This window comes from Burkholderia sp. MR1-5-21, assembly GCF_053427715.1.
On the sequence record NZ_JBSAXD010000006.1, the window covers coordinates 182,634 to 207,215 of the forward strand.

General features: G+C 67.6%; 23 protein-coding genes and 1 tRNA gene. 4 read left to right on the top strand and 20 right to left on the bottom strand.

All coding sequences use genetic code 11. The features are described from left to right. The first annotated feature begins 203 nt into the window (after window positions 1-203). The gene (locus ACV229_RS11050) at window positions 204-1,466 is read left to right on the top strand and encodes a multidrug effflux MFS transporter (RefSeq protein WP_448083164.1); all 1,263 of its coding nucleotides are present in this window, start codon (window positions 204-206) and stop codon (window positions 1,464-1,466) included. Window positions 1,467-1,479: 13 nt separating this feature from the next. Here ACV229_RS11050 and ACV229_RS11055 read toward each other — a convergent pair whose 3' ends face one another. From ACV229_RS11055 to ACV229_RS11070, 4 genes are all read right to left on the bottom strand, one after another. After that, window positions 1,480-2,523: a Vgb family protein gene (locus ACV229_RS11055; protein ID WP_448083165.1), complete on the bottom strand. Its 1,044-nt coding sequence runs from the start codon at window positions 2,521-2,523 to the stop codon at window positions 1,480-1,482. Between the two features lie 283 nt (window positions 2,524-2,806). Next, window positions 2,807-2,891 (bottom strand) — tRNA-Leu (locus ACV229_RS11060). 211 nt (window positions 2,892-3,102) lie between these two features. Then, window positions 3,103-3,978 (bottom strand): arylamine N-acetyltransferase family protein, encoded by an 876-nt coding sequence (locus tag ACV229_RS11065; protein WP_448083166.1) that lies wholly within the window; start codon window positions 3,976-3,978, stop codon window positions 3,103-3,105. 102 nt (window positions 3,979-4,080) lie between these two features. Beyond that, on the bottom strand, window positions 4,081-4,767 hold the full coding sequence (locus ACV229_RS11070) for a hypothetical protein (RefSeq protein ID WP_448083167.1): 687 nt from the start codon (window positions 4,765-4,767) through the stop codon (window positions 4,081-4,083). A 330-nt stretch (window positions 4,768-5,097) separates the two neighbouring features. On the opposite strand from ACV229_RS11070, the gene ACV229_RS11075 reads away from it, so the two are divergent. Beyond that, window positions 5,098-6,537 (top strand): carbohydrate porin, encoded by a 1,440-nt coding sequence (locus tag ACV229_RS11075; RefSeq protein ID WP_448083168.1) that lies wholly within the window; start codon window positions 5,098-5,100, stop codon window positions 6,535-6,537. An 81-nt stretch (window positions 6,538-6,618) separates the two neighbouring features. Here ACV229_RS11075 and ACV229_RS11080 read toward each other — a convergent pair whose 3' ends face one another. Continuing rightward, window positions 6,619-8,103 carry an amidase gene (locus ACV229_RS11080; RefSeq protein WP_448083169.1) on the bottom strand — a complete coding sequence of 495 codons (1,485 nt, stop codon included), beginning with the start codon at window positions 8,101-8,103 and terminating at the stop codon, window positions 6,619-6,621. Between the two features lie 397 nt (window positions 8,104-8,500). Here ACV229_RS11080 and ACV229_RS11085 point away from each other — a divergent pair, with 397 nt between their 5' ends. Continuing rightward, complete coding sequence (locus tag ACV229_RS11085; RefSeq protein WP_448083170.1) at window positions 8,501-8,935, top strand: universal stress protein; 435 nt, start codon at window positions 8,501-8,503, stop codon at window positions 8,933-8,935. A gap of 177 nt (window positions 8,936-9,112) precedes the next feature. Here the strand turns inward: ACV229_RS11085 and ACV229_RS11090 are convergent, their stop codons facing one another. The 3 genes from ACV229_RS11090 to ACV229_RS11100 form a co-directional block, all read right to left on the bottom strand. Next, the gene (locus ACV229_RS11090) at window positions 9,113-9,484 is read right to left on the bottom strand and encodes a hypothetical protein (RefSeq protein ID WP_448083171.1); all 372 of its coding nucleotides are present in this window, start codon (window positions 9,482-9,484) and stop codon (window positions 9,113-9,115) included. Window positions 9,485-9,633: 149 nt separating this feature from the next. Beyond that, window positions 9,634-9,900 carry a hypothetical protein gene (locus tag ACV229_RS11095; RefSeq protein WP_448083172.1) on the bottom strand — a complete coding sequence of 89 codons (267 nt, stop codon included), beginning with the start codon at window positions 9,898-9,900 and terminating at the stop codon, window positions 9,634-9,636. 411 nt (window positions 9,901-10,311) lie between these two features. Next, window positions 10,312-11,070, bottom strand: coding sequence for a GntR family transcriptional regulator (locus ACV229_RS11100; RefSeq protein ID WP_448083173.1), 759 nt, complete (start codon window positions 11,068-11,070; stop codon window positions 10,312-10,314). A 29-nt stretch (window positions 11,071-11,099) separates the two neighbouring features. On the opposite strand from ACV229_RS11100, the gene ACV229_RS11105 reads away from it, so the two are divergent. Beyond that, window positions 11,100-11,576 (top strand): OsmC family protein, encoded by a 477-nt coding sequence (locus ACV229_RS11105; protein WP_448083276.1) that lies wholly within the window; start codon window positions 11,100-11,102, stop codon window positions 11,574-11,576. A 212-nt stretch (window positions 11,577-11,788) separates the two neighbouring features. Here the strand turns inward: ACV229_RS11105 and ACV229_RS11110 are convergent, their stop codons facing one another. From ACV229_RS11110 to ACV229_RS11165, 12 genes are all read right to left on the bottom strand, one after another. Further along, a complete protein-coding gene (locus ACV229_RS11110) occupies window positions 11,789-13,189 on the bottom strand; it encodes an MFS transporter (RefSeq protein WP_448083174.1) in 1,401 nt (466 codons plus the stop codon). A 30-nt stretch (window positions 13,190-13,219) separates the two neighbouring features. Beyond that, window positions 13,220-14,464, bottom strand: coding sequence for an NAD(P)/FAD-dependent oxidoreductase (locus ACV229_RS11115; RefSeq protein ID WP_448083175.1), 1,245 nt, complete (start codon window positions 14,462-14,464; stop codon window positions 13,220-13,222). Further along, window positions 14,457-15,422: a VOC family protein gene (locus ACV229_RS11120; protein ID WP_448083176.1), complete on the bottom strand. Its 966-nt coding sequence runs from the start codon at window positions 15,420-15,422 to the stop codon at window positions 14,457-14,459. Before ACV229_RS11120 ends, ACV229_RS11115 begins: the two co-directional genes overlap by 8 nt. 18 nt (window positions 15,423-15,440) lie before the next feature. After that, entirely contained in the window at window positions 15,441-16,931 is a 1,491-nt protein-coding gene (locus tag ACV229_RS11125) for an aldehyde dehydrogenase (RefSeq protein ID WP_448083177.1), read from the bottom strand. Window positions 16,932-17,036: 105 nt separating this feature from the next. Beyond that, window positions 17,037-17,876, bottom strand: coding sequence for an aspartate dehydrogenase (locus tag ACV229_RS11130; RefSeq protein ID WP_448083178.1), 840 nt, complete (start codon window positions 17,874-17,876; stop codon window positions 17,037-17,039). Continuing rightward, window positions 17,869-19,536, bottom strand: a complete 1,668-nt coding sequence (locus tag ACV229_RS11135) for a thiamine pyrophosphate-binding protein (RefSeq protein WP_448083179.1) — start codon at window positions 19,534-19,536, stop codon at window positions 17,869-17,871. The genes ACV229_RS11130 and ACV229_RS11135 overlap by 8 nt, the downstream gene beginning before the upstream one ends. Next, entirely contained in the window at window positions 19,529-20,326 is a 798-nt protein-coding gene (locus ACV229_RS11140; RefSeq protein WP_448083180.1) for an SDR family oxidoreductase, read from the bottom strand. The genes ACV229_RS11135 and ACV229_RS11140 overlap by 8 nt, the downstream gene beginning before the upstream one ends. Then, window positions 20,323-21,177, bottom strand: coding sequence for an IclR family transcriptional regulator (locus tag ACV229_RS11145; protein ID WP_448083181.1), 855 nt, complete (start codon window positions 21,175-21,177; stop codon window positions 20,323-20,325). The genes ACV229_RS11140 and ACV229_RS11145 overlap by 4 nt, the downstream gene beginning before the upstream one ends. 79 nt (window positions 21,178-21,256) lie before the next feature. Further along, on the bottom strand, window positions 21,257-22,153 hold the full coding sequence (locus ACV229_RS11150; RefSeq protein ID WP_448083182.1) for an alpha/beta fold hydrolase: 897 nt from the start codon (window positions 22,151-22,153) through the stop codon (window positions 21,257-21,259). Between the two features lie 18 nt (window positions 22,154-22,171). After that, entirely contained in the window at window positions 22,172-22,699 is a 528-nt protein-coding gene (locus tag ACV229_RS11155) for a cupin domain-containing protein (protein ID WP_448083183.1), read from the bottom strand. A gap of 23 nt (window positions 22,700-22,722) precedes the next feature. Continuing rightward, window positions 22,723-23,490: an SDR family oxidoreductase gene (locus tag ACV229_RS11160; RefSeq protein WP_448083184.1), complete on the bottom strand. Its 768-nt coding sequence runs from the start codon at window positions 23,488-23,490 to the stop codon at window positions 22,723-22,725. Beyond that, window positions 23,483-24,556 carry an aromatic ring-hydroxylating dioxygenase subunit alpha gene (locus ACV229_RS11165; RefSeq protein ID WP_448083185.1) on the bottom strand — a complete coding sequence of 358 codons (1,074 nt, stop codon included), beginning with the start codon at window positions 24,554-24,556 and terminating at the stop codon, window positions 23,483-23,485. The genes ACV229_RS11160 and ACV229_RS11165 overlap by 8 nt, the downstream gene beginning before the upstream one ends. Window positions 24,557-24,582: the final 26 nt, after the last annotated feature.

Consider the following 24,582-nt stretch of genomic DNA (forward strand, 5'->3'; position numbering starts at 1 on the left):
CGGTAGCGGCGGCTGCACCGGCTGCCGTTGCCGTTCGCCGGTTGTACCGCGAATCGTCACCCGTCAACCTCGCGCCCGCCATGGGAATCCGTTCGAACGGCGCGACAACAGGCACAATACGCGGCGATGGCGCCGCCGCACGCGCGTTCGAGATTCGAACCGCGCAATGATGCGTCGCCGAAATCCGATCCATCATTGCCGTCATGACCCAAACGCCCTCCGACCGCGTGGCCACGCCCGCGCGCGCACCGAATTCGCCACGCTTCCTGCTGCTCCTGATCTGCCTGTTCGCGTCCGCCGGACAACTCGCGATCGACATCTACGTGCCCGCGCTGCCCGCGATGGCGCGCTATTTCGCGACGTCGCCGCAGGCGATCCAGTCGAGCGTGTCCGGTTACATGGCCGCCTACGCGTTCGGCCAGCTCGTCTTCGGGCCCGTCGCCGACGCATACGGGCGCAAGCGCGTGCTGGCCTTCGGGCTCGTCGTCTACACGATCGGCTGCGTGCTCGCGCTCACTGCGTCCAGTCTGGAAACGTTCGTGCTGGCCCGCTGCCTGCAGGGCTTCGGCATCGCGACGACGAACCTGCTCGCGAAGGCGATCGTCACCGATTCGTTCCGCGGACAGGCGCTGATGCACGCCTTCACCTACATGTCGATCGCATGGGGGCTCGCGCCGATCGTCGCGCCGGTGATCGGCGCGCACCTGCAGACGTGGTTCGGCTGGCAGGCGTGCCTCGTGTTCCTGCTCGTCTATTCGCTCGTGATGTGGGCGCTGCTGTGGCGCTACCGCGAGACGTTGCCGAAGCCCGTGCACCTGGAGCCGCGCACGCTGATGACGAATGCGGGCAAGGTGCTGTCGAGCCCCGTGTTCCAGAGCTGCTTCCTCGCGCAGGGGCTGTGCTACAGCATCCTGCTCGTGTTCAACATCGTCGGGCCGTTCATGGTGCAGACCACGCTGCACAAGCCGCCGACCTTTTTCGGCTACCTCGCGCTCGGGATCGGGATGATGTACTTCCTCGGCGGCCTGTCGAACCGCATGCACGGTCCGGGCCTGCCGAGTGCCGAGCGGCGGCTGCAGATCGGCGCGCGCGTGATGGCCGGCGCGTCGATCGCCATGCTGGTGCTCGCGCTCACGGTCGGCCTGCAGGTCTGGACGCTCGCGACGCCTGTGCTCGTGATGGGATTCTGTGCGGGCGCGATGTATCCGACGCTGATGGCGAAGGGCAATTCGCTGTTCCCGCACATCGCGGGGCTGACGAGCGCGATCCTAGGATGTGCGCTGTTGCTCGTGTCGTCGGCGATGATGGGGCTCGCGGGCTTCGTGTCCGTGCAGGTGCTGACGCCGCTCGCGGTGTTCTTCGTGATCCTCGCGCTCACCGTCGTCGCGATGGTGACGAAGCTGCTGCGCCATCTGGCGCAGATGCAGCCCGAGACTGCCGTGCGCGGCCGTGGCGAGGTCGCGTAATCGGCTGGCGCCGTCAATTGCTGCCCGCGTCGGCTGCCCGGGACCGGTAGCGCAGCAAATGATCGGTGCCCGATTCGGACAGCCATACGTCTCCCCGGCGTCCCATCATCTGGCGGACATTCGCATGCGGGCGCGGCAGCGTCAGCACGTCGAACTTCGCGGATTGCGGATCGAAGCGCACGAGCGCATTGGCGCTCCATTCGCTGAGCCAGACGATGTCCCGGTCGTCGACGAAGATCGCGTACGCATGCGGATCGTGGCCGGGCAGCGGCCATTCGCGCCATCGCTGCGTCGCCGGGTCGAACATGCCGACTTTCCCGGCATTCCACTCGCTGATCCAGACCCGCCCTTTCGAATCGGCCCACACGCGGCGTGCGCCCTGCTTCGGCGTCGGCGGGTCGATGACCTGTGCGGCGCCGGTCACGGGATCGATGCGGCCGAGATAGCTGCTGGCGAGCGACGCGAAGTACACGCTGCCGTCAGGCGTCACGCAGATGCCGTAGGCCCCCGGCCCGCGCGGCGCGTCGAAAACGCGCATCTTCGCGCTCACCGGATCGAGTTCGCCGTAGACGCCGCTTTGCCCGGTAAACCACAGATGCCCGCGCTTGTCGAAGACCGCGGTGTTCAGGTTGGCGTCCGGCCGGTCCTTCGGTAACGGGAAAACCTTGACGGCGAGCGCCTTCGGATCCACGCGCACGATCGCGTTCTGGCCGCCGTCCGTGATCCATGCCGCCCCATCCGGGCCGACGATCACGCCGTGCGGCGCCGATCCGTCGCCGAGCGGGACATGGTCGATCCTGCCGGTACGCGGGTCCAGCCGCCCGACCTCGCCCTTCGCCTGCGCGGTGTACCACACGCGGCCGTCGGGTGCCGGGGCGACGTCGTGCGGCGCGCTGCCGTCGGGGACGGCGAAGCTGTCGAACGATGGCGATTGTGCGTGGGCAATACCTGTCGTGAGCACGGTGCTCATCAACAGCGACGGAAGCGCCAGGATCAGCACGGATCCGCGCATCCTGCTCGCCGCTGTCGCCACCTTTCCTCTCGCGATCTCCAGCATGGCCGCCTCCATGTTCCGGAACGAGTTTCAACGCACACAACGTTTTCATTGTTGCACTGATCCCGGTGCCGAGACGTGGCTCGGCGGGCAGCGGTCGTTCGGGTAATGGAAAACGGAAGATGACCGGCAGCGAAGTGCATTGCGGCGGTCAGGATGTCGTCGAGCGACGACGGATGGAATGGAGTAAATCGTTTCGAACGACTCGCGATTGCCAATCGACCGCAAGCGCACCGCTGAAAAGAAAAATGCCAGCCGTGTTGAGCGGGCTGGCATTCAATATCTTTGGTGCCGACGGCGAGACTCGAACTCGCACAGCTTTCGCCACTACCCCCTCAAGATAGCGTGTCTACCAATTTCACCACGTCGGCACTGCGTGCAACCCGGGTCGCTACTGCTGCTTCCCCGTGAGTCGCCTCAAAAAAGCGAATTCTATCCTGATTTCCAGAATTGTTCAACAGGGAAACGACGGGTTTCTGGTGTTTTGTTTCGAGATTTCCTTGCCCTGTGCGCTCGTAACCTCATGCGGCATCAACCGTCGACGGGTCGCGTCATGCCGTCCGCAACGTGCGCGCCCCTTCGTCAGCGCTCGGCGGCATTCCACTCCGCCGCGCGGCTGCGCGCGCCAAGCACCGTCCCCCGCTCCGCCACCCGGGCAAACAGCGCGTCGACATCGAATCCCGTCGTATCGATCCCGATCGTATCGCGCAGGCACGCGCTCCACGCGGCCGCGTCTTCGAATATCCGCGCCTTCCCCGCGCCCGCCGCATCGCGCAGCGTCAGCGCCGTATTGAACAGCGTCGCGCGGCCGTCGGGCAGCACGCGGCAGGCGATCAGGTCGTTCACGAAGATCGAATCCGGATACGTCGACGTGAACCAGTTCGCGGCCTCGTAATCGATCCACTCGGCGCGCTTCAGCGCAAAGCGATACGTCGTCTGCCAGCCGTCCGGCGTCTCGCATTGCATGTCGAGTTCGCCGTCGACCGGCGCATCGACGACGCGGAACGCGCCGTGCGGCGTGAGTTGCCGTTCGCCCGGCGCGTAACGCAGCGGCGCCGTCAGCGTCGCCGTGCCGAAGCCGATGTCCGCAAACCACGCGTCGCCGTCGAGATCGACGCGCAGCAGCATGTGTGTCTGCGCGGTCACGTCTTCGGGCGCGCGCATCCAGCGCACGCGCGCGATCAGCGGCGTCACGCGAAAGCCGATCGCCGTGAGTGCCGTATGGAACAGCTTGTTCAGCTCGAAACAGTAGCCGCCGCGCCGCCGCTCGACGAGCTTCGCGACGACCGACGGCACGTCGAGCGCGACGCGCGCACCGGTCAGCGGGTTGAGGTTTTCGAACGGAATGGCCTGCGGGTGCAGCAGGTGGATGTGGCGCAGCACATCGAGGGTCGGCGCGACGGGGCCGTCGTAGCCGATGCGCGCGAAATAGCGGGAGAGGTCGAACGAGTCAGTCATGAGCCGTCACGGGTAGCGGGGACGCGACACGATAGCACCGGCCGAAATCCCCATGCAACGCAAGGTCATCGTAAGCGACGACCTTGCGCGTGGCGGTCATCGTCAGGGCAGCAGCTTGAGCGCCGACGCCGCGACCGACGGCACGGAGATGCCCTGGCTCGTCGCGAACTGCACGGCCTGGCTGAGCGTCGACGCGAGCGATTGCAACTGGCCGGGCGCACTTTGCGCGATGTACGACGCGGCCTGCATGTTTTGCGGATTCATGCCCGATTGCAGCAGCGACGCCGCGTTCGCGGAGCCGAGGCTGCCGAGCCCCGACTGAAGCTGCGAGTACTGCGTGAGGCCCTGGCCGAGCGACGCGAGGCCGTTGCTGAACGCCTGCTTGTCGATCGGGCCGTGCGATGCGCCGCCGTTCGCGAACGCCTGCCCCAGCGCCTGCGACACCGACTGCTGCGCGCCGCCCATTTGCGACAGCGCGGCCGGCGTCAGCGCATTGCCGCCGCCCAGCAGGCTCGCCGCCTGCTGCGCCTGGCCGGCCGCGCCGGTGAGCCCCATCGCCGACGCGAGCGACGACTGCCCCGCCAGCACCTGCTGATTCGCGCCGGCATACGCCTGCAGCAATTGCCCCATGCCGCCCTGCGCCGGCGCCGCCTGCTGCTGTCCGCCGCCGAGCAGCGACGCGCCCAGCGATTGAAGGTCGAGCTGCGCGTGTGCGGCACCGCTCAGCAGCGCGCCGCAGACGATGCCCGCCCACGCCAGGCGCTTGCCCGTCGCGCGAATCTTGTTCATGTCCTGTTCTCCGTGCCCGAAATGATGAGGCGGATATTGTCGAAGCGCGCCACACGGCGTCGCAACGATTGATACACATCGAAACGAAATCGCGTTCGGCGCCGGCTTGAAATTCCGCCGTGAAGCGGGACTGACACGCGGATTCACATGCACCCGCTGCGCGATATCAAGCGCGCGTCAGGATTCGTTCCTTTTTCGCATCAATTGCGTCGGGAGCCGCGCTTTGCGATTGACGCGGTCATTCGCGTTTCTTACGATTCGCCCCGTTTTGCTTTCAATTGCCCGCGCATGTCGCGCGGCCCGTCCATCGCTTCGTCCACAAGGATCGTCATGCCGTTCGTTTCGCCGCACCTCGCCGCGCGTCGCGTCGCGCCCGTTCACCTGTTGTGCCGCCTGCCCCTCGCCGCCGTCGCGTGCGCGGCGCTGCTGAATGCAGGCGCCGCCGTTGCGCAGGACGCGCCCGCCGGCGACCACGCCGCGCCAGCTGCCGACAGCCTGTGGACGCGCGACACGCTGCTCGGCGACATCGGCGGCCTCCGTCCGTGGCTCGGCAAATACGGCGTCACGTTCGGCCTGACCGAATCGAGCGAACTGCTCGCGAACCTGCGCGGCGGCCTCGACCGCGGTGTCGCGTATCACGGGCTGACGACGATGACGCTCGGCGTCGACACCGACAAGGCGTTCGGCTGGAAAGGCGGCAGCTTCAACGTCAGCGCGCTGCAGATTCACGGCCGCCAGTTCAGCCCGAACTATCTCGGCACGCTCAACACCGCGAGCGGGATCGAAGCCGAGAGCACGACGCGGCTTTGGGAGCTCTGGTACCAGCAATCGCTGCTCGACGACCGCGTCGATGTCAGGCTCGGCCAGCAGGCGATCGACCAGGAATTCCTGACGAGCACCTATTCCGCGGCGTTCATCAACACGATGTTCGGCTGGCCTGCGCTGCCGTCGTACGACCTGCCGAACGGCGGGCCCGCGTATCCGCTGTCCGCGCTCGGCGTGCGGGTGCGCGCGAAGCTCACGCCGTCGCTGACCGCGCTCGCCGGCGTGTTCGACGGCGATCCGCTCGGCAACAATCCGGACAACCGCGGCGGCACGAACTTCAACCTCCACAACGGCGCACTGTTCATCGGCGAGCTGCAGTACGCGATCAACCGGGAAGACAGCGCGGGCGGCACGAAGACGCCCGGCGGCCTGCCCGGCACGTACAAGCTCGGCGTCTGGTATCACAGCGGCAGTTTCGCGGACCAGCGCGACGACACGACCGGCCTGTCGCTCGCGAACCCCGATTCAAGCGGCGTCGGCCGGCCGCATCGCGGCGACTACAGCGTCTATGCGGTCGCGGACCAGATGGTGTGGCGCGCGGGCCCCGACAGCCCGCGCAGCCTCGGCGTGTTCGCGCGCGTGATGGGCGCGCCGGGGGACCGCAACCTCGTCAGCGCGGCGGCCAACGTCGGCGTCGTGCTGAAGGCGCCGTTCGCGGGCCGCGACAACGACAGCGCCGGCCTCGCACTCACGTACTTCAAGGTCGGCCGCCACGTACGCTCGCTCGACCAAGACGCGCTCGCGTTCGGCGGCGGCCCGTACGGCGTGCGCAGCAGCGAGACCGCGCTCGAGGCGATGTACACCTACCAGGTCGCGCCGTGGTGGCAGATCCAGGCCGACGCGCAGTACACGTTCAACGCCGGCGCCGGCCAGAATCCGGACAATCCGCGCGCGCCGCTGCGCAACACGTTCGTGCTCGGCGTGCGGACCAACATCACGTTCTGATCGTCATCGCAGACGCGTATCGCGCACCGCCGCGCGATCTGCCCGGGGGCGCGGCAACACATCGCGCCCGACAACGGCCGCTTACGCGGCCATCCACGCCGGCTGCCGCTTCCCGACCCAGTCGGCCGCCTGTTCGTAGCCGTGCGCGAGCTGCAGCACCGCCAGATCCGCGCGCGGCCGGCCGATCAGCTGCATCCCCATCGGCAGCCCGGCCGCGTTGAAGCCGACCGGCACGCTGATCACCGGGCAGCCCGCGAGCGTCCACGGCACGACCGTTTCCATCCAGCGGTGATAGGTGTCCATCGTGCGGCCCGCGATCTGCTGCGGCCAGCGCGCGTCGACGTCGAACGGGAACACCTGCGCGGTCGGCGCGGCGATGAAATCGTAGCGGTCGAAGAAGCCGAGCAGCGTCTGGTACCACGCGGTGCGCTCGACGCTCGCGTCGAAAACCTCCTGAGCGGACAACGCGAGCAGGCCCTCGACCTCGAAGATCGCCTCCGGCTTCAGCAGCGCACGGCGCGCCGGATCGCGATAGTGCGCGAGCAGGCCGCCGCCGGACAGCAAGTGCCGGTGCGCGAGCCAGATCCGCCAGATCCGTTCCGGCGAGAACGGCGGCAGCGCGGCATCGACGTCGCAGCCGAGCGTGCGCAGCGTCGCGAGCCCCGTCTCGCACTGCGCGAGCACGCCGGGCTCGGTCGCCAGATAGCCGTTCCAGTCGCCGACCCACGCGATGCGCTTGCCGTGCAGGTCCGCGTCGAGCGGCTGCGCGAACACGGCCGGATCCTCGGCAAGCGACAGCGGATCGTGCGGATCGTGGCCGGCCTGGATCGCCAGCAGGTTCGCGACGTCGCCAACGGTGCGCCCCATCGGCCCTTCGATCCCGAGTTGCTGGACAAACACGTCGACGCCCGGCCAGCGCGGCACGCGGCCTTGCGACGGCCTGAAGCCGTAGATGTTGCAGAACGCGGCCGGATTGCGCAGCGAGCCGCCGAAATCGCTGCCGTCCGCGACCGGCAGCATCCGCGACGCGAGCGCGGCCGCCGTGCCGCCGCTGCTGCCGCCGGCGCTCTTCGTCAGGTCGTACGGATTGCGCGTCGCGCCGTAGACTTCGTTGAACGTGTGCGAGCCGAGGCCGAATTCCGGCGTATTGGTCTTGCCGATGAAGACCGCGCCCGCGGCGCGCATCCGTGCGACGCCGACGGAATCGGCCTGCGGCACGTTCTGCCGGAAGATCGGCGAGCCGAACGTCGTCACGATGCCGTTCGTCATCGCGAGATCCTTCGGCGCCTGCGGGATCCCGTGCAGCCAGCCGCGATACTCGCCGCGCGCAAGCTCGGCATCCTTCTGCGCGGCCTCGGCGACGAGCGCATCGCGGTCGCGCAGCGCGACGATCGCATTGACCGCGCCGTTCACGCGCCCGATGTGGTCGAGGTATGCGTTCATCGTCTCGACGCACGAAACATCCTTGCGGCGAATCGCCGACGCGAGTTCGCCCGCCGACAGGCGCACGATCGGATCGACGGTGAGGGAGGCGGGAGCGAGAAGCGACGGGGCGCCGTGCGGCATGCGGGGTCTCCTGAAAATCGGACGGGATGGCGGACATTGCAGCAACCCCCGCGCGAAGCCCGTGCGGGGATGCGCCGCGCCGCCGTTGTCGCTCTACTCTACGCGACACGGCACCGCCGACCTCCGATATTTTCCGCGCGGATTCATTGCGGTTTCGACTGAATCGCAACGAAACGCCGAGGCATTCGTGTGATCGATCGTCCTGCGCGCCCGGCGACCGGGACGCGCCGGGTGAAAACGTTTATGCGCATAAACTTAAATTTCTTATATTTCTAGTAAGCGATGCGCAGCCGCGCGGACGCATTGACGACATTTTTATGCGGTCCCCCGATCTCTTTAGAACATTGCGCCCGGCCGCGCGCTACGCTGAAGGTATCTCATTCGTCGGACATCGCTCATGCTCAAGCTGCTCGTTCCGGTCGGCCACTCGCCCCGCTCGCTGCAGGCCGTTCGCCATGCGACGTTCCTGTTCCGGGAACGGTGCGCGTCGGAAATCGTCCTGATCAACGTCCAACCGCCGCTGGAATCGACCCGTCTCGAGGCCTACCATCCGCTGTCGCGGCTGCGCGAGATCGAGCAGCACTTCTCCGAAGGCGAACTGGCGAAGGCCGAACGGATCCTGAAGGACGCCGGCGTCGCCTACAGCGTCGTGATGAAGGTCGGCCCGGTCGCCGACACGATCGCCGCTGCGGCGACCGAGAACGGCTGCGACGAAATCGTCATCGTCGCGCCGCGTCACGATCCTTTCCACTCGCTGATGTCGCTGTTCCGCCGCAGCGTCCTCGACCGCCTCGTGCGGATTTCGAACATCCCCGTCACCGCCGTTCAGTAGGCCGCGTGCGCCCGGGCTGCCGGGCACAGGTGCATGTGTACCGTGCGGCTGTTGCTGTCCGGGGCCATTGCCAGTCGACCGTATCGGGCAAATAGCGGCCGGACGGAAAACTTCACGACACAGGATCGGCCGGCCGGTTCCGGGCGCTCGACGCGATCGGCACCGACCGGCGTTGCACTAGCTGCGCTTCATCTTGAGCACGCGCGAAACCTGACCGGTCGTGAACCCGCTGTTACGCACATAGGGTGCATAGTCGACCGGCACGGTCAGCGACTCGCTGACGACAAACAGTCCGACGAAGCGAAACGCGTCCGTCTCGATCTTGATGAACACCGGGATGGCGCCCTCCTGCGCCGCGAGCGTCTTTCCTGCCGCTCGCGCGGACGCGCTGCCGTCGCAGATGATGACGTCGGGTGCGTGCGGATTGAGATCCATGCGCAGGCACGCTGCTACGACCTTCCCGTTCTTCGTCGGAAGGAAAGCCTGCTTGTTGCCGCCACACACCGTGTGGATGAATTCGCGAGTGTAGTTCTTGTTGATCTCGAACATGACAAAACTCCAGGGTTGTCAAACACGATGCATTCAATGAGGATTGCTTGATATTTCATCCTCATCGACTGCCGGGAAATCCTGCGCGTCCCTTTCGGGGCGGTACCTATCGGTTGGCGACGAGCCGCGCTCGAAATGCCGGGGTCGCGTCAAGCGTTCCAGACACTGTCTTCGTTCGCGATCAATGCAGTCAGGATCCGCAATACCGTCTTGCCCTTTCGCGTAATGGAAAACTTGGGCTCGCCCGCTTCCATCCCGATCAGCTCGGCCAGCCCGGCGTCGCAAAGCGCGGTGATGTCGAGCGTTCCCATCTCGACCTCAACGGGCGCGTGATCGAGCAACATCAGCGCAGCCATCTCGTGCGCGCTCAGGCTCGGCATACTCGTCGGAAAACATGCTCCAATCAGTTCTTTCATTAGCAATCCGTATTACAAGACAAACACCGTGCATGCGAAGTGCTGCCGATTCCTGCACGCTACCTGGCGGACCATCTCGAGGACGCACGATATGTGCCGGCCCGATTACGCGCGAGCGCACAAGCCGCCACGGCGGCGCGCTGCTGCCTCGATACCGATAATCTCAGTATCGAAGTCGCGTGAATGGATGCACGGAAAAATGAGGATGACGCGCACCGCTTGCCTGCTGGCAAGACGGCGGCTCAAGGAAGAGAGACGCAGACGTCCTGCCTGTCAGGCAGTGAAACGACTCGGGGGACGAGGACATCGGAAGTTCATGTCACCAGCTCTCTGTGATTGGTTGCGTTGATATTTTAGTGAACGCCGGCGGCGTGGCAAGTAAAAAGGTTGTAAATCCGCGGCTCGCCACGCTCACCCGCGTTCAACGAGCCGCATCACGATGTCTCTCGCCGAATCGAGATGCGCGATCGTCATCGCGCGGGCGCTCCGTGCATTGCGTTCCCGGCACGCTTGCAGAATGGCCTCGTGCTCGATCTGGAACGACGGCGTATCCGCGAGCAACGTGTTCTGCAAGCGCTCGTAACGTTCGACCTGGCCACGCAGTTCCGCGATTGCCTTGAGCTGACGTTCGTTCCCGCAGCGCGAAACCAGCAGCTCATGGAATTCCCGGTTGAGCGCCCCCTGCCTCGCTGTCGTCCCCGCATCGCCAAGCAGCCGATGAACGAGTTCCGCACGCGCGAGCGTCTCGTCGTCGAGCTGCTTCACGCTCCGATGAATTGCGTCGCCTTCGAGCAGCGCCCGCAGGTCGTAGATTTCCTTCACGTCCGACGCGCTCAGCATCCGCACGACGGCTCCGCGGTTCCTGAAGAGATCCACCAGCCCCTCGCGCTCCAGCCGTTGAATCGCCTCGCGCAGCGGAATCCGGCTGATGCCGAACCGGTCGGCCAGGTCGCGCTCGACCAGCCGTTCGCCGCCCGCCAGTTCGCCGTTGACGATCATGTCCCGCAGCGATGCGGCCACCGCGTCCGCGGTGGAGTCGAATTTCGTTTCCATGGTCTGGCGTGTCGTGATTTGGAATAATGGTATACCAAACAGGCATCTGGTGCGACAATGACGCCAGCAAGTCGGTTCGACGCATGAGGTCCGGCTCCAAGGGTCCTCGGTCGACATTCAACGTTTCGTTATCGAAGGAGAGCACGATGGCATACGGTGAGCACAAGTACCGTGTTTCGGTGGAATGGACGGGCAACAAAGGGACCGGCACGTCGGGATATCGCGCTTACGGCCGCGACCACGTCATTCGCGCAGGCGCCAAGCCGGACATCCCGGGTTCGTCCGATGCCGCGTTCCTCGGCGACGCGGCGCGCTGGAATCCGGAAGATCTGCTGCTGGCCTCGACATCGGCGTGTCACAAGCTCTGGTACCTGCACCTGTGCGCCGACGCCGGTATCTGCGTCCTGTCCTACGTCGACGACGCGGAAGGAACGATGCTCGACAGCCCCGAACAAGGCAGATTCGCGGAAATCGTCCTGCGTCCGAAGGTGGTCATTCGCGCGGGCGACGATCGTGAGCGGGCCGCAACGCTGCACCACACCGCTCACGAAAAGTGCTACGTGGCGAACTCCGTCAACTTTCCGATCCGCTGCGAGCCGACGATCGAGTTTGCCAGCAGCTGACAGGCGATCGAAGCAACGCCTCCGTGCTTGTCGCCGGACGCCCAGCCCGGATCGCCGATGACGGCAGCCGGCCAAACTCGGCCTCAGCCCTCGGCAATCGCGCCGATCCGCATCCCTGCCGCACGCTCCGTCGCCGCATTCGCGACGACCGAAAAAAAACGGCCCGGACATCGTCCGGGCCGCTTCCTTCCAACGCGTCACAAGCGCAACGCTTACGCCTCGAGCGCCTCGAGCACCTTCCCTTTCGTCTCGATGCCGACGAAGTGCACGGTGACGGCCGCGATCAGCGGCACTGCGCCCAGCAGATAGAACGCGGGGCTCAGGTCGCCGCCGATGATCGCGTGCGGCACGACCATCGGCGCGACGAACGACGCGATCTTCAGCCACGCGCTGCCGAGGCCGCAACCCGATGCGCGGATGCTCGTCGGATACTGCTCCGGCGTGTACACGTAGGCCGTGATGAAACCCGACGCCATCAGCCCGAGCGACAGCGAGCAGAACGTCGCGACGACGTACACCGACGACGCGTGATAGACGCCCGCGAGCGCCATCGACAGCGCGCACAGCACGAACGACCAGACGATTACCGGCTTGCGGCCGAGCTTGTCGACGAGCAACGCGGACGCGAGCGAACCGAGCACGCCCATCACCGAGCCGATCACCGCGAGGTTCAGCGCGAGCTGCAGCGGCGCATGATAGAAGTTCTTGTAGATCGTCGGCAACCACGTCGACAGCCCGTACTGAATGAAGCCGCAGGTCGCCCATAGCGTCGCGATGGCGATCGTGCGCTTGCGATACGCGGCGCTGAACAGGTCGGACATCCGGCGCTTCGGGTGCTGGCGCACCATGTCGTCGAACTCCGCAGCCCGCGTGACCGGCGGCAGCTCGCCCTTCACGGATGCCTCGAACACGCCGACGGCGCGCCCCGCTTCCGACAGCCGACCGCGCGACGCGAGCCAGCGCGGCGATTCCGGCACGACGCGCGTGAGCACGAGCGCGAGCAGCAGCGGCAGGCCGCCGACGAAGTACATGATCTCCCAGCCGAAGCGCGGCACGAGCCACGCGCCGAGCGCCATCGACACCAGCAGGCCGATCGGGAACACGATCTCGTACAGCAGCACGAAGCGGCCGCGCCCGTGCGCGCGGGTGATTTCGTTGATGTACGTCGCGGCGACCGGCAGCTCGCCGCCGAGCCCGAGACCCTGCAGGATGCGCAGCAGCACGAACACCTCGAACGTCGGCGCGAACCCGCACGCGATACTCGTGATGCCGATCACAGCCGAGCTCCACGCGATCGCCTTCACGCGGCCATGCTTCTCCGCGAGCGCCGGAAACAGGAATGCGCCGATCAGCTGACCGATCGCGCCCGATGCGATCAGCAGGCCGACCTGGTTCGGCGACAGGCCCCACTTGTGAATCAGCAGCGGCAGTGTCGCGGCGATCGTGATCACGTCGAAGCCGTCGAAGAACGTCGCGGTGCCGATCAGCACGCGCGCGCGGATCTGCATCCCGTTGGCGGGAAGCCGCTCGAGCCGCGCGATGATCGCGCCGGGCGTCGAGGCGGCAGCTTCCATCGTGGTCCGACCGGCCACGACGTTGTCGAAAGTGCTCATGCGGGGTGTCTCCGTAGTCTCTCTGCCCGGTCAGGCCAGCGCTTTGGTCGTGTCTGCCAGGGCTTCCATGTCCACTGCCCGGCCCTGGTTCATCCACTTGCGCGCGAGCTTCAGTTCGCGTGCATTGTTGACGGCGATGACACCTCTCACATGCCCGTCGCCCACGAAAAACAGCGTTGCGCGCCGCGCGGCGAGATCGCCGCGCACGACGAGCTGCGCATCGGCCGGCAGATCGCCGAGGATCTGCAGGTTCACGTCGTACTGATCCGACCAGAACCACGGAATCTCCGCGTACGGCGCGCGCACGCCGAGCACCGCCTTCGCGGCCGCGATCGCCTGGTTCTGCGCGTTCGCCCATGATTCGAGGCGCACACGGCGCTTGAGCCAGCCGTTGTGGTGGTTCGCGACGTCGCCGCACGCGAACACCGCCGGATCGCTCGTCATCCCGAATTCGTCGACGACGATGCCGTCGTCGACCGCGAGTCCCGCGTCGGATGCGAGCGACGCATTCAGCGCAAGTCCGATCCCGGCCACCGCGAAGTCGGCGTCGATCGTCGTGCCGTCCGCGAGCGTCGCGCGCACCTTCGACGCGTCGCCGGGCTGCGCGTCGAGCGACACGAGCGATGCGCCGAGGCGCACGTCGACGCCGTTCGAACGATGCAGGTCGAGCAAGAAGCCGGACACGAGCTGCGGCACCGAACGCCCGCACAGTCGCGGCGCGCCTTCGACGACCACCGCGTCGACGCCGAGCTTGCGCGCGGTCGCCGCCACTTCGAGGCCGATCCAGCCGCCGCCGACCACCAGCACGCGCCGGCTCGCGCGCAGCTTCTCGCCGAGCGTGGCCGCCTCGTCGAGCGTGCGCAGGTAATGCAGGTTGGCAGTCCTCACGAGCGAATCCGGCAAGCGGCGCGACGTGCCGCCGGTCGCAATCACGAGGCGGTCGTATTCGACCTCGCGGCCGCTCTCGGTGCGCACGATGCGGCGCGCGCGGTCGATCGACGCCGCACGCTCCGGCTGCCACGCTTCGACGTTCAGCGATTCGAACTCCTCCGGATGCACGACACGCACGGTCTCGATGTGCGCGTCGCCCGCGAGCACTGCCTTCGACAGCGGCGGACGCTCGTACGGCAGATGCGGTTCGTCCGCGATCATCACGAGCCGGCCCGTGAACCCTTCCGCACGCAGCGTCTTGAGCACCCAGCCGGCGGCCTGGCCGCCGCCGATCACGACGACGGTGCCGATCGCGGCGGTATCCTGCACAGTGGCGTCAGTCATGTTTGCGCTCCGTCATGAACTTGCCTTCCGGCGCCTTCGCATTCTTCTGGCGGCGCGTGTTGCCGTCGAGGCCGCCGTCGACCGCCCATTCGGCGAACACGGTCGGGCCCGGCTCGAATTCGCGCGGCTGCCAGTCGGGCGTCAGCATGTCTTCGTCCGCGTAGTACTCGATCAGGCCGCCCGCCGGATTCTGGAAATACCAGAAGTACGCGGACGACACCGGATGCCGGCCCGGCCCGAGCTGGGTCTGCCAGCCGCAGCGGTCGATGTGCATCCCGCCGCCGAACACTTCGTGGATGTCGCGCACCGTGAACGCGACGTGGTTCAGGCCGCGCTTGGCCGTAGGCAGCGCGAGCAGGAACAGGTCGTGGTGGCCGCCGTGCGGCGCGCAGCGCATGAACGCGCCGCGGCCCGGATAGCGGTCCGACGTCTCGAAGCCGAGCAGCTCGTGATAGAACTCTTCCTGCGCGTCGAGCGCGTTCGTGAAGAACACGACGTGACCGACCTCGACCGGCTCCGCACGTTCATAAATCGTGCTCGGCGTGTCGACGCGCAGCGTCTCGCCCCACACGTTCGACAGCGAGCCCTTCACGTCGAGCGCGCGCTTGCGCGTCACTTCGATGCGGATCGCCATCCCGTTCGGATCGATGCAGCCGACCGCGTCGTCCTGCGTGTAGTAGCCCGGCTGACCCGCGAGCTTGCCGCGCAGCGCGTCGAGTTCCGCGGCCGTCGCGACGCCCCACGTCACTTCGCGCAGCGTCGGGCCCGTCTCGAACGCGGGCGGCAGCGCCGGATCGTCGGCCTTGACGACCAGCACGGTGCAGCCGTTCATCGTCTCGAAGCGTGCGCGCGTCTCGTCGTGCGCCACTTCCTTCAGCCCCCAGTCGGCAAAGAAACGCCGGCACGTCGCGAGGTCGTCGACACCGTACGTGATCTGCTCGATACCCAAAATGCTCATTGCGTCATTCTCCTTCGCTCAGTTCGCCCACGGCAGCGGCGCGTCGTTCAAGCCCCAGTACAGGCTCTTCTGCAGCATGTACTCGCGGATGCCGAGGCGCCCTTTCTCGCGGCCCATCCCGCTGTCCTTCCAGCCGGCGAACGGCGTCGAAATCGAAAACTGCTTGTACGTGTTGATCCACACGGTGCCCGTTTCCAGCGCGCGGCCGAGCCGCCACGCGCGCTTGTAGTCGCGGGTCCAGATGCCGGCCGCGAGGCCGAACACGCTGTCGTTCGCTTCGGCGATCAGCGACGCCTCGTCGTCGAACGGCAGCACCACGAGCACCGGGCCGAAGATCTCTTCCTGGCAGATGCGCGCGTGGTTGGTCAGGCCGTCGAGAATCGTCGGCAGGTAGAAGAAGCCTTGCTCGCGTCCTTCGCCGACCGGACGCTCGCCGCCGCACAGCACGCGGCCGCCCTCGTCACGGCCGAGCGCGACGTAGCGCTCGATCGAGTCGCGATGCTGGCCGGTGATCAGCGGGCCCATCTGCGTGCGCTCGCTCGTCGGATCGCCGACGCGCAGCTTGCGCGCGCCGTCGACGAGACGCGACACGAACGCGTCGTAGATCCCGCGCTGCACGAACAGCCGCGAACCGGCGATGCACGATTCGCCGGACGAGCTGAAGATTCCGTACAGCACGCCGTTGACCGCATGATCGAGATCGGCGTCGTCGAACACGATCGTCGGCGACTTGCCGCCGAGTTCGAGCGACAGCGGCATCAGCTTGTCCGCGGCGAGTCGCGCGATCCCGCGGCCCACTTCGGTGCCGCCCGTGAACGACACCTTCTTCACGCGCGGGTGGCGCACGAGCACGTCGCCGACCACCGAACCCTTGCCAGGGATCACCGACACGACACCGCGCGGCACGCCGGCCTGTTCACACAGACGCGCGAGCGCGAGCGATGCGAGCGGCGTCACTTCGGCCGGCTTCAGCACGACCGCATTGCCGGCCGCGAGCGCCGGGCCAAGCTTCTGCGCGTCGGACGCGATCGGCGAGTTCCACGGCGTGATCGCCGCGACGACGCCGAGCGGCTCGTGCACGCTCATCGTCAGGTAGTCGCCGCGCGACGGCGTCAGTTCCTCTTCCATCGTCTCCGCGCACGCGGCGAAGTAGCGGAACGTGTTCGCCGCGCTCGTGACGAGCGCGCGCGTCTCGTTGATCGGCTTGCCGTTGTCGCGGCGCTGCAGCTGTGCAAGCCCTTCGTGGTTCGCGTTGACCAGCTCGGCGATGCGGTACAGCACCGACGCGCGCTGGTGCGGCTTGAGGCCCGCCCAGTCGGCCTTGCGCCACGCGGCGTCGGCGGCCTCGACGGCTTCGTTCGCATCGGCCGCGTCGGCCATGTGGATTTCGGTGTTCAGCGACTGGTCGGCCGGATAGAAGTTCGGCGTCTTTGCACCGCGGCCGTTGCGCCATTCACCGCCGACGAGGATTTCGCCGTTCGGGACGAGGGAGGAATCGAATGCAGTCATGTCAGCCTCCGCAGGGCCGCCCCAAGGGGGCTGACCGCCCCCTCGGGGGGCAGCGAACGTAGTGAGCGTGGGGGTCGTTTCATGTCGGTAGCGTCCGTGGCCGGTTCAGATCACGCAGCGGGCCGCGCGGTTGCGCAGCGCGCGGATCGCGCTGAAGGCCGTCAGTGCGGAGGTCTTCGGGTTGTCGGGCAGCGGCTTGCCGCTCATCTCGAGCGACATCTCGCCGAATGCGCCGCGCGCGGTGATGCGGTGCACGTTGCGCGCGACCGCCGGATCGGCGATCAGGCGTACGCGCGTGTCGTCGAGCCCGAGACCCGCGAGCGCGACGGTCGCCGCGACGTTCGCGTTCTTCGGGTACAGGCGCGCCGCGTCGCGTGCGGTGCCTTCGAAGATCACCTTCTCTTCGGTCATCGCACGCAGGTCGCACAGCGCCTCGGCCGGCGTGCCGAGCCAGCCGAGCGGCGGCTTGCGGCCGACGTACAGCACTTCGTCGAGGCCGCCCTGCTTCGCGGCGGCCAGCGCATCGATGCCGCCGATCGCACCGGACAGCAGCGTCAGCGTCGCGTGGCCCTCGTCGGCGGCCTGCGACAGCGCGTCGAGCAGCGCGAGATCGGACAGCGCGCCAATCGACGCGACCGCGCAGTCGGTGCCGGCCTTCAAGAGCGGCACGACGTGATCGACGAGCGCGCTGTGGCCCGCGCATTCGAGCGCGAACTCGGGGCGGCAGGCCAGCGCGCCGACCGACGACACGACTTCCACCGCGCCGCCGAGCGCGCCCTGCACGGCGTCGCGCTGATGCTCGGGCACGATCACGTGCGCGACGCGCAACGACGCATCGTGCTCGACCGCGTGATACACGGCCGCGCCGATCGCGCCGAAACCGATCATCGCGACGTCGACGGGCGCCTGCCCGGGTGCGTGCACCTGGTTGGGCCGGTTAAGCATACTGGCGCTCCACGGGCGCTTCCTTCTTCACGGGCGGGCCCGCGAACGCCGACGTGAACGAGCCGACCGACAGCATGTCGACTTCGACGAGCACCGGACCCTCTTTCGCCAGCCCTTCGCGCACGATCCCTTCGGCCTGGTCGAGTGACGTGATCCGGTAGTGCGTGAGGCCGAAGCTCGCGCAGAACTGCGCGAAATCGGGCTGGTGCAATTCGACGAAGCAGCGGCGGCCGCCGTAGTGCGCGTCCTGGATGTTGCGGATCACGCCGTAGCACTGGTCGTTCATCAGCACGATCATCACGTTCGCGTTTTCCTGCACGGCGGTCACGAGTTCGCCGACGTTGACCATCAGGCCGCCATCGCCGACCAGGCAGACCGTCTTCGCCGCGGCGCCCGCGAGCGCCGCGCCGATGCCCATCTGCATCCCCTGGCCGATGCCGCCGCCGAGCGCATGCACGCCCGCGCGCGGTTCGAAGATCTGCAGCAGGCGGTTGCCCCACGTGCTGTTCGAGATCGTCACGTCGCGCACCCAGTTGTAGTCGCGACCGACCGCGGCCTGCAGCGTATCGACGAGCTGCTTGTACGGGCCGAGGCCCTTCGCGACGTCGGCGACCGCCTGCTCGCGCGCGGCGGCGAGATCGGCCGCGAACTGCGGATCGATGGCGAGGCGCCCTTCGAGGCGATCGGCCAGTTCGGCCAGCACGCGCTTCGAATCACCATGGATGAACAGGTCGTTGCGATAACCGCGGTTGTCGGCGAGCGCGTCGGCATCGACGCGGAACAGCGGTTGCGGCAGCGCGAGCTTGTACTTCAGCGTCTCGTTGCCGCGCAGGCGCGAGCCGACGACGACGAGCGCGTCGCAGGTCTTGTAGAACGCTTCCACCGCCGCATGCACGTTGAACGCGCCGAGCGTCGCCGGGTGGTCTTCAGGCAGCACGCCGCGGCCCTGCACGCTCGTCACGACGCCGAAGCCGAGCTTCACGAGGCGCTCGACTTCCGCCCGCGCGTGACGCGCGCCGCCGCCGAGCCACAGCAGCGGGCGACGCTTGTTCGCAAGCGCGTCCGCGAGCTTCGCGATGCGCGCGCTGTCGTGTTCGCGAACCGCGACGTGCGCGGGTGCGAGGTCTTCCGGCCAGTCGATTTCCGCCGCCTGGATGTCGATCGGAATCTCGACCGACACGGGGCCCGTCGGCGCGGTCTGCGCGACGCGCACCGCTTCGCGGATCGTCGGCAGCACGGTCTCGACCGTGCGCACGCGGAACGCGGCCTTCGAGATCGCATTCAGCATCGTCAGCTGGTCCGGCGCCTCGTGGATGTACGCGAGATCCTGGTCGAGGTACGGCGTCTCGATCTGGCCGGTGATGTGCAACAGCGCGGTGCCGGCGGTCAGCGCCTCGACCATCGCACCGGCTGCGTTGCCCGCCGCCGTGCCGGTGCTCGTGAATGCGACGCCGAGGCCGCCCGACACGCGAGCGAGGCCGTCGGCCATGTTGACCGCGCCCGCTTCGCCGCGCGCGCCGACGTAGCGGATGTTGCCGCGCGAGTTGATCGCGTCGAGGATCGGCATGTTGTGGATCGAGATGACCCCGAAAGCGGTCTTCACGCCGCACTGCTCGAGAAAGGCGGCAATCAGCTCGCCAACCGTGGTTTTGTTAGACATGGCGTGCAAAGCCTCCAGAAACGTCGATATGGCTGCCCGTCGTGTAGGACGACAGATGCGTTGCGAGATAAAAGAGCGCCCAGGCGGCCTCGTCAGGCCGACCGAAGCGGTTCAGCGGAATGTTCTTGTTGCGGGCGATCGCGCCCGTCCAGGCTTCCCAGCTTTCGCCGGACTGCGCCTGCGCTTCGTAGCGGCGGCGCCACTGCCCCGATTCGACGATGCCGATCAGGATCGAGTTGACGCGGATGCGCTGCGGCGCGAGTTCGGTCGCGAGCGACTTCACGAGGCTCAGCACGCCCGCGCGCGCCGACGACGTCGCGACCATGTGCGGCTCCGGCTGCAGCGCGAGCAGCGAGTTCACGCAGGTAATGCTCGGTGCATCGGCGTCGCGCAGCATCGGCAGGAACGCGCGCGTCGGGCGGATGATGCTGAAGTACTTCAGCTCGAGCTCCTCGCGCCACGCGTCGTCGGTCGTGTCGGCGAACGTCGACACGCGGCCCTGGCCTGCGTTGTTGACCAGCATGTCCGCGCGGCCGAAGCGCGCGGACACCGCCTGTGCAAAGCCGGCGACTTCGCCTTCGTCGAGCACGTTGCAGCGCGCCGCGAGCAGCTGCGCGCCCGGGTACTTCGCGTGCAGCCCGGCCTCGGCGCGCGCGAGACGCTCGCCGTCGCGGCCGCAAATCGCGACCGACGCGCCCGCCTGCAGAAACCGTTCGGCCGTTGCGAGGCCGATGCCGGACGAACCGCCCGTCACCACCGCAACCTGTCCGGTCAGATCGATCTGAATCATCGGAGTCCTAATGCCTTCAAAAACGTGTGCTCGTCATCCGAGCGATAGTTGAGCCGCCGCGACAGTTCGGCCGCCGCGCGCTGTACCTTGTCGATCAACCCGTCCGCGATCAGCAACGCGTCGATCTCCGGCCGCGGCACCGTCACCGTGATGCATGCGACGATCTTCTGCGTGTCGTTGCGCACCGGCGCGGTGACGACCGAGATCCCCCGCTCGAACGACGAGTTGCTGACGCCGTAGCCGCGCAGCGCATCCTCGCGGATCATTTCGTACAGCGCGTCGACGGTTTCCGGCGTCGCGTTCGTCATCCGGTTGAGCGTGGCTTCCGGATACAGCGCGCGCAACTCCTTCAGCGACAGGTCGCCCATCAGCACGTGGCCGTGCGTCGTCGCGTGCGCGGGCAGCCGCGTACCGACGTTCACCCGGATCGAGCTGAACACCGGCGACTGGCTCTGCGCCTTCGCGACGAACACGACGTCGCGGCCGTCGCGGATCACGATGTGCGTCGTGAACCCGGTCGCATCGCGCAGGCTCTCGATCACCGGCAGGCCGAGATCGGTCAGCTCGAGCGAGCTCAGGTATTCGAAGCCGAGCCGCAGCACCGCGATGCCGAGCTTGTAGTTGCGGTCCTTGTCCGCGCGCTCGAGGAACCCCAGCGATTCGAGCGTCTGCAGCAGGCGGAACACCGTCGTGCGCGGAATGCCGAGCCGCTTCGACAGCTCCGGCGCGCCGAGCACCGGCTCGCGCGGCGAGAATTCGGCGAGAATTCTCAAGCCCCGCTCGAGGCCCGGCACCACGTAATTCGCTTCGCCTTTCGCGCCGTCGGTTTCGTTCAGAAGCGGTTCGCTCATGCTGCCTCCCGCCGGGCCGCCCCAAGGGTGGCAGCCGCCCCCTCGGGGGGCAGCGAACGAATGTGAGCGTGGGGGCAGTTCATACGAGCCCCCGCTGCTGGTCGCACTGACGGCAGAACGTCTCGATCAGTGCCGTATAGACGGCCGGCGCCTCGACGTAGCCCGCATGCCCGGCCTGCGGAATCACCTGCAGCCCGACCTGCGCGGCCGCGGCAATCCGCTCGCACGCGGCGGGCGGCGTGATCGCGTCGTTCGCGCCGACAGCCACCGCCGTGCGGCCGCGAAAGCCTGCGAGATCCGACGCGAGATCGGCGTTCGCGAGCAGATGCGTCGCCTGCGCGTAGCCGGCCGGCACGATGCGCGCCATGTTCCAGCGCACCCATGCACGCGCGTCCTCGCTCGCAAAGCCGGACAACATGTTGGCGCTGCGCTGTTCCGCGAGCCCGGCCGGGCCGAGTTCGGCGAGCATCGCGAGCCGCGCGTTGCGGCGCGACTCGCGCGTCTCGGCCGGCGCGCTGCCGTAGCCGCCCGCGGGCGAGATCAGCAGCAGCCCGGCGATCCGCGCCGGCATCACGCGGGCGAGGCCGCCCGCGACGATCGCGCCGAGCGAATGGCCGACCAGCACGCAGCGTTCGATGCCGAGCGCCTCGAGCCACGCATTCAGCGACGCCGCGTAATCGGCGGCGGCCGGCGACGCACCGTGCACGGGCGTCGACGCGCCATAGCCGGGCGCATCCCACGCGAGCACGCGCCGCGAAGCGCCGAGCGCATCGAGCTGACGCACCCACGATGCGGCGCCCGAGCCGATCCCGTGCAGCAGCACGACGGGGTGCGCGCGGCCCGCATGCTGCGCGCCGGCCTCGCGGTAGCCGATCGTGCCCGCCGCGCCGGCCGGCGAGCGCTGCTCGGGAAACCGCTCGAGCAGCGTCGCGAAGGCGGCGACGCGGTCGCGTTCACGTTTGTCGATGACACTCATCGCTTCACCCGCTCCGTCTCAACGCTTGATCTTCGCGAGCGGCGAATCCGGCGGATACGTCGGCGTGATGGGCTTCGGCGAACCGAGCATCACGCACATCAGCGCGTCTTCCTCGCCGATGTTGATCTCCGTGCGATAGACGCCCGGCGGCACCGAGATCAGGTCGCGCTCGCCGAGGATCGCTTCCCAGGTCTCGCCGTCGCGCTCGCAGATCACCTTCATCTTGCCGCGCAGCACGAAGAAGATTTCTTCCACATCGATGTGGATGTGGCTCGGGCCGATGTTGCCGGCCGGGATCACCATCGTCGAGAACGTGAAGTTGCCGGCCGGCACCGTGTTGACGTCCTTCGCGATGCCCGTGCCGCCCGTGCCGACATAGCGCATCTGCGCGCGGCGGTACTTCGGGTCGTAGTCGGCCTGGAACTTCAGCGCGTCCCAGTCGTAGCGCCGCGTCGCGTAGCGCGCGACGCGCCCTTCCATCCAGTCGCCAAAGGTTGCGCCTTCCGGCTGGTCCCACGAATTGCGATCGAGATCGGCGTCCGCCATCGTCATCTCCTTCAGAGTGAAAATCAGTTCATTACGAAGCCGCCGTTCACCGGCAGCAGTTGACCCGTCACGAAGCGCGCGGCGTCCGACAGCAGGAACAGCACGGGGCCCGTCACGTCGTCGGGCACCTGCGCACGCGTCAGCGCGCGGCCCTGCAGGTAGAACGCGTGGCGCTCGGCCGGCACGTAGGCGGTCGCCTCGACTTCCGTCAGCCCCGGCGCGATCGCGTTGACCGTCACGCCCTGCGCGCCGAACTCGCGCGCCTGCGCATGCGTCATCGCGATTACGGCGCCCTTGCTCGCGACATACGCGAGCAGCCGCGGCGCGCCCCACAGCGCGGTATCCGATGCGAGGTTCACGATCGCGCCGCGACCCGACTGCGCGAGGTACGGCAGCACCGCATTGCTGACGAGCCAGAGGCCGCGCACGTTGACGTTCATCACCGCGTCCCAGGTCGCGACGTCGAGTTCCGTCGCCAGCTTGCCGCCCGAGTTCGTGATCGCCGCGTTGTTGATCAGGCCGTCGATGCCGCCGAGCGCCGCCGCGCCCTGCTCGACGAACGCGTGGACGCTCGCCGGATCGGCGAGGTCGAGCGCGAAGAAATGCGCGGCGTGGCCTTGTTCCGCGAGCTGCGCGGCGAGCGCACGCCCCTCGTCGGCCAGCACGTCGCCGAACGCGACCTGCGCGCCAGCCGCGACGAGCGCCTTTACGAATGCCGCGCCGAGACCGCGCGCGCCGCCCGTGACGAGCACGCGCCGGCCGGCGAGCGACACCACGGAAGCGTCAGCCATGAGCGGACTCCGACGCGGCCGCTTGCGCCGCGCGATGCGCGTCGAGCGCGGACAGATGCTCCTGCGCGCGCTGGCGCAGCATCCGGCGCACGCGCGTGATGCCGACGTCGTGCTGGTACAGGTATTCGTGGTCGCGCGCATTCGGCGCGAGGCTTTCGAGCACGTAGCGATCCTGCTCGAGCACGTCCCAGTGCAGCCCTTCGAGGCGGTTGCGGTACATGAAGCGCCACACGTCGCGCTGCCAGCCCGCGAGCTTGCGGGTGCGCCAGAAATAGACCTGGCAGTGGTCGCCGTCGACCGGGGTCGCGAAGCCGATGATCCCGAAGTTGCCGCCCGGGCCGAACTTCTGCTTGTACGGAATCGCGAGGCGCATCCACAGGCAGCCGGTTTCGCCGAGTTCGACCCAGTCGAAGTTCACGTCGCGCTGGCCGACCTTTTCGAACATCAGGCCCGTTTCCGTCTTGCGCACGCGCATGTCGGCCTGCTTGTCGCCTTCGGCCATCGAGTGCGACGTCGCGTGCAGGTACGCGCCGTGCATCGGGTCCATCACGTTGTCGATCGCGTACTGGTAATTGCACTTCCAGCTCGACACGCACAGGAAGTGCGCGTATTCGTCGGCGACCAGTTCCTCGGGCAGGTTCAGCGGCGCCGGCTCGGCATGCGCTTCGTCGCCGAACCACAGGAAGATCGCGCCGGCCTTTTCCTGGACCGGATACGACTTCACGCATTTCATCCCTTCGAGCGGACAGTTCGCGACGGCCGGCACGCGGTTGACCGTGCCGCTGCCGTCGACTTCGACGCCGTGATACCAGCAGGCGATGTTGCCGCCGAGGTTCCAGCCGAGCGACAGGCGCGCGCCGCGGTGCGGGCAGCGATCCTCGAGCGCGTGGACCTGGCCGTCCTGGTCGCGCCACAGCACGATCTGCTCGGACAGGCGCGTGAGGCCGACGGGTGCGTTCGACACCTGCCAGCTCGGCGCGACGGGATACCAGTAGTTCTTGATGCCGCGGTCGAGATAGTCGCGGACGGGGTCGGTGGAGGAAGCGTGTTGTGCAGTGGACGTCATCAATGGGCTCCGGATGCGGTTGTCGG

What these genes read in the sequence shown, in the direction of transcription:
- ACV229_RS11150 (WP_448083182.1), bottom strand. Translation starts at nt 22,153, where the DNA reads ATGAGTGTCATCGACAAACGTGAACGCGACCGCGTCGCCGCCTTCGCG.
- ACV229_RS11145 (WP_448083181.1), bottom strand. Translation starts at nt 21,177, where the DNA reads ATGAGCGAACCGCTTCTGAACGAAACCGACGGCGCGAAAGGCGAAGCG.
- ACV229_RS11095 (WP_448083172.1), bottom strand. Translation starts at nt 9,900, where the DNA reads ATGAAAGAACTGATTGGAGCATGTTTTCCGACGAGTATGCCGAGCCTG.
- ACV229_RS11110 (WP_448083174.1), bottom strand. Translation starts at nt 13,189, where the DNA reads ATGAGCACTTTCGACAACGTCGTGGCCGGTCGGACCACGATGGAAGCT.
- ACV229_RS11085 (WP_448083170.1), top strand. Translation starts at nt 8,501, where the DNA reads ATGCTCAAGCTGCTCGTTCCGGTCGGCCACTCGCCCCGCTCGCTGCAG.
- ACV229_RS11100 (WP_448083173.1), bottom strand. Translation starts at nt 11,070, where the DNA reads ATGTCGACCGAGGACCCTTGGAGCCGGACCTCATGCGTCGAACCGACT.
- ACV229_RS11055 (WP_448083165.1), bottom strand. Translation starts at nt 2,523, where the DNA reads ATGCTGGAGATCGCGAGAGGAAAGGTGGCGACAGCGGCGAGCAGGATG.
- ACV229_RS11050 (WP_448083164.1), top strand. Translation starts at nt 204, where the DNA reads ATGACCCAAACGCCCTCCGACCGCGTGGCCACGCCCGCGCGCGCACCG.
- ACV229_RS11125 (WP_448083177.1), bottom strand. Translation starts at nt 16,931, where the DNA reads ATGACTGCATTCGATTCCTCCCTCGTCCCGAACGGCGAAATCCTCGTC.
- ACV229_RS11075 (WP_448083168.1), top strand. Translation starts at nt 5,098, where the DNA reads ATGCCGTTCGTTTCGCCGCACCTCGCCGCGCGTCGCGTCGCGCCCGTT.
- ACV229_RS11080 (WP_448083169.1), bottom strand. Translation starts at nt 8,103, where the DNA reads ATGCCGCACGGCGCCCCGTCGCTTCTCGCTCCCGCCTCCCTCACCGTC.
- ACV229_RS11065 (WP_448083166.1), bottom strand. Translation starts at nt 3,978, where the DNA reads ATGACTGACTCGTTCGACCTCTCCCGCTATTTCGCGCGCATCGGCTAC.
- ACV229_RS11155 (WP_448083183.1), bottom strand. Translation starts at nt 22,699, where the DNA reads ATGGCGGACGCCGATCTCGATCGCAATTCGTGGGACCAGCCGGAAGGC.
- ACV229_RS11105 (WP_448083276.1), top strand. Translation starts at nt 11,100, where the DNA reads ATGGCATACGGTGAGCACAAGTACCGTGTTTCGGTGGAATGGACGGGC.
- ACV229_RS11090 (WP_448083171.1), bottom strand. Translation starts at nt 9,484, where the DNA reads ATGTTCGAGATCAACAAGAACTACACTCGCGAATTCATCCACACGGTG.
- ACV229_RS11070 (WP_448083167.1), bottom strand. Translation starts at nt 4,767, where the DNA reads ATGAACAAGATTCGCGCGACGGGCAAGCGCCTGGCGTGGGCGGGCATC.
- ACV229_RS11135 (WP_448083179.1), bottom strand. Translation starts at nt 19,536, where the DNA reads ATGTCTAACAAAACCACGGTTGGCGAGCTGATTGCCGCCTTTCTCGAG.
- ACV229_RS11115 (WP_448083175.1), bottom strand. Translation starts at nt 14,464, where the DNA reads ATGACTGACGCCACTGTGCAGGATACCGCCGCGATCGGCACCGTCGTC.
- ACV229_RS11130 (WP_448083178.1), bottom strand. Translation starts at nt 17,876, where the DNA reads ATGCTTAACCGGCCCAACCAGGTGCACGCACCCGGGCAGGCGCCCGTC.
- ACV229_RS11165 (WP_448083185.1), bottom strand. Translation starts at nt 24,556, where the DNA reads ATGACGTCCACTGCACAACACGCTTCCTCCACCGACCCCGTCCGCGAC.
- ACV229_RS11120 (WP_448083176.1), bottom strand. Translation starts at nt 15,422, where the DNA reads ATGAGCATTTTGGGTATCGAGCAGATCACGTACGGTGTCGACGACCTC.
- ACV229_RS11160 (WP_448083184.1), bottom strand. Translation starts at nt 23,490, where the DNA reads ATGGCTGACGCTTCCGTGGTGTCGCTCGCCGGCCGGCGCGTGCTCGTC.
- ACV229_RS11140 (WP_448083180.1), bottom strand. Translation starts at nt 20,326, where the DNA reads ATGATTCAGATCGATCTGACCGGACAGGTTGCGGTGGTGACGGGCGGT.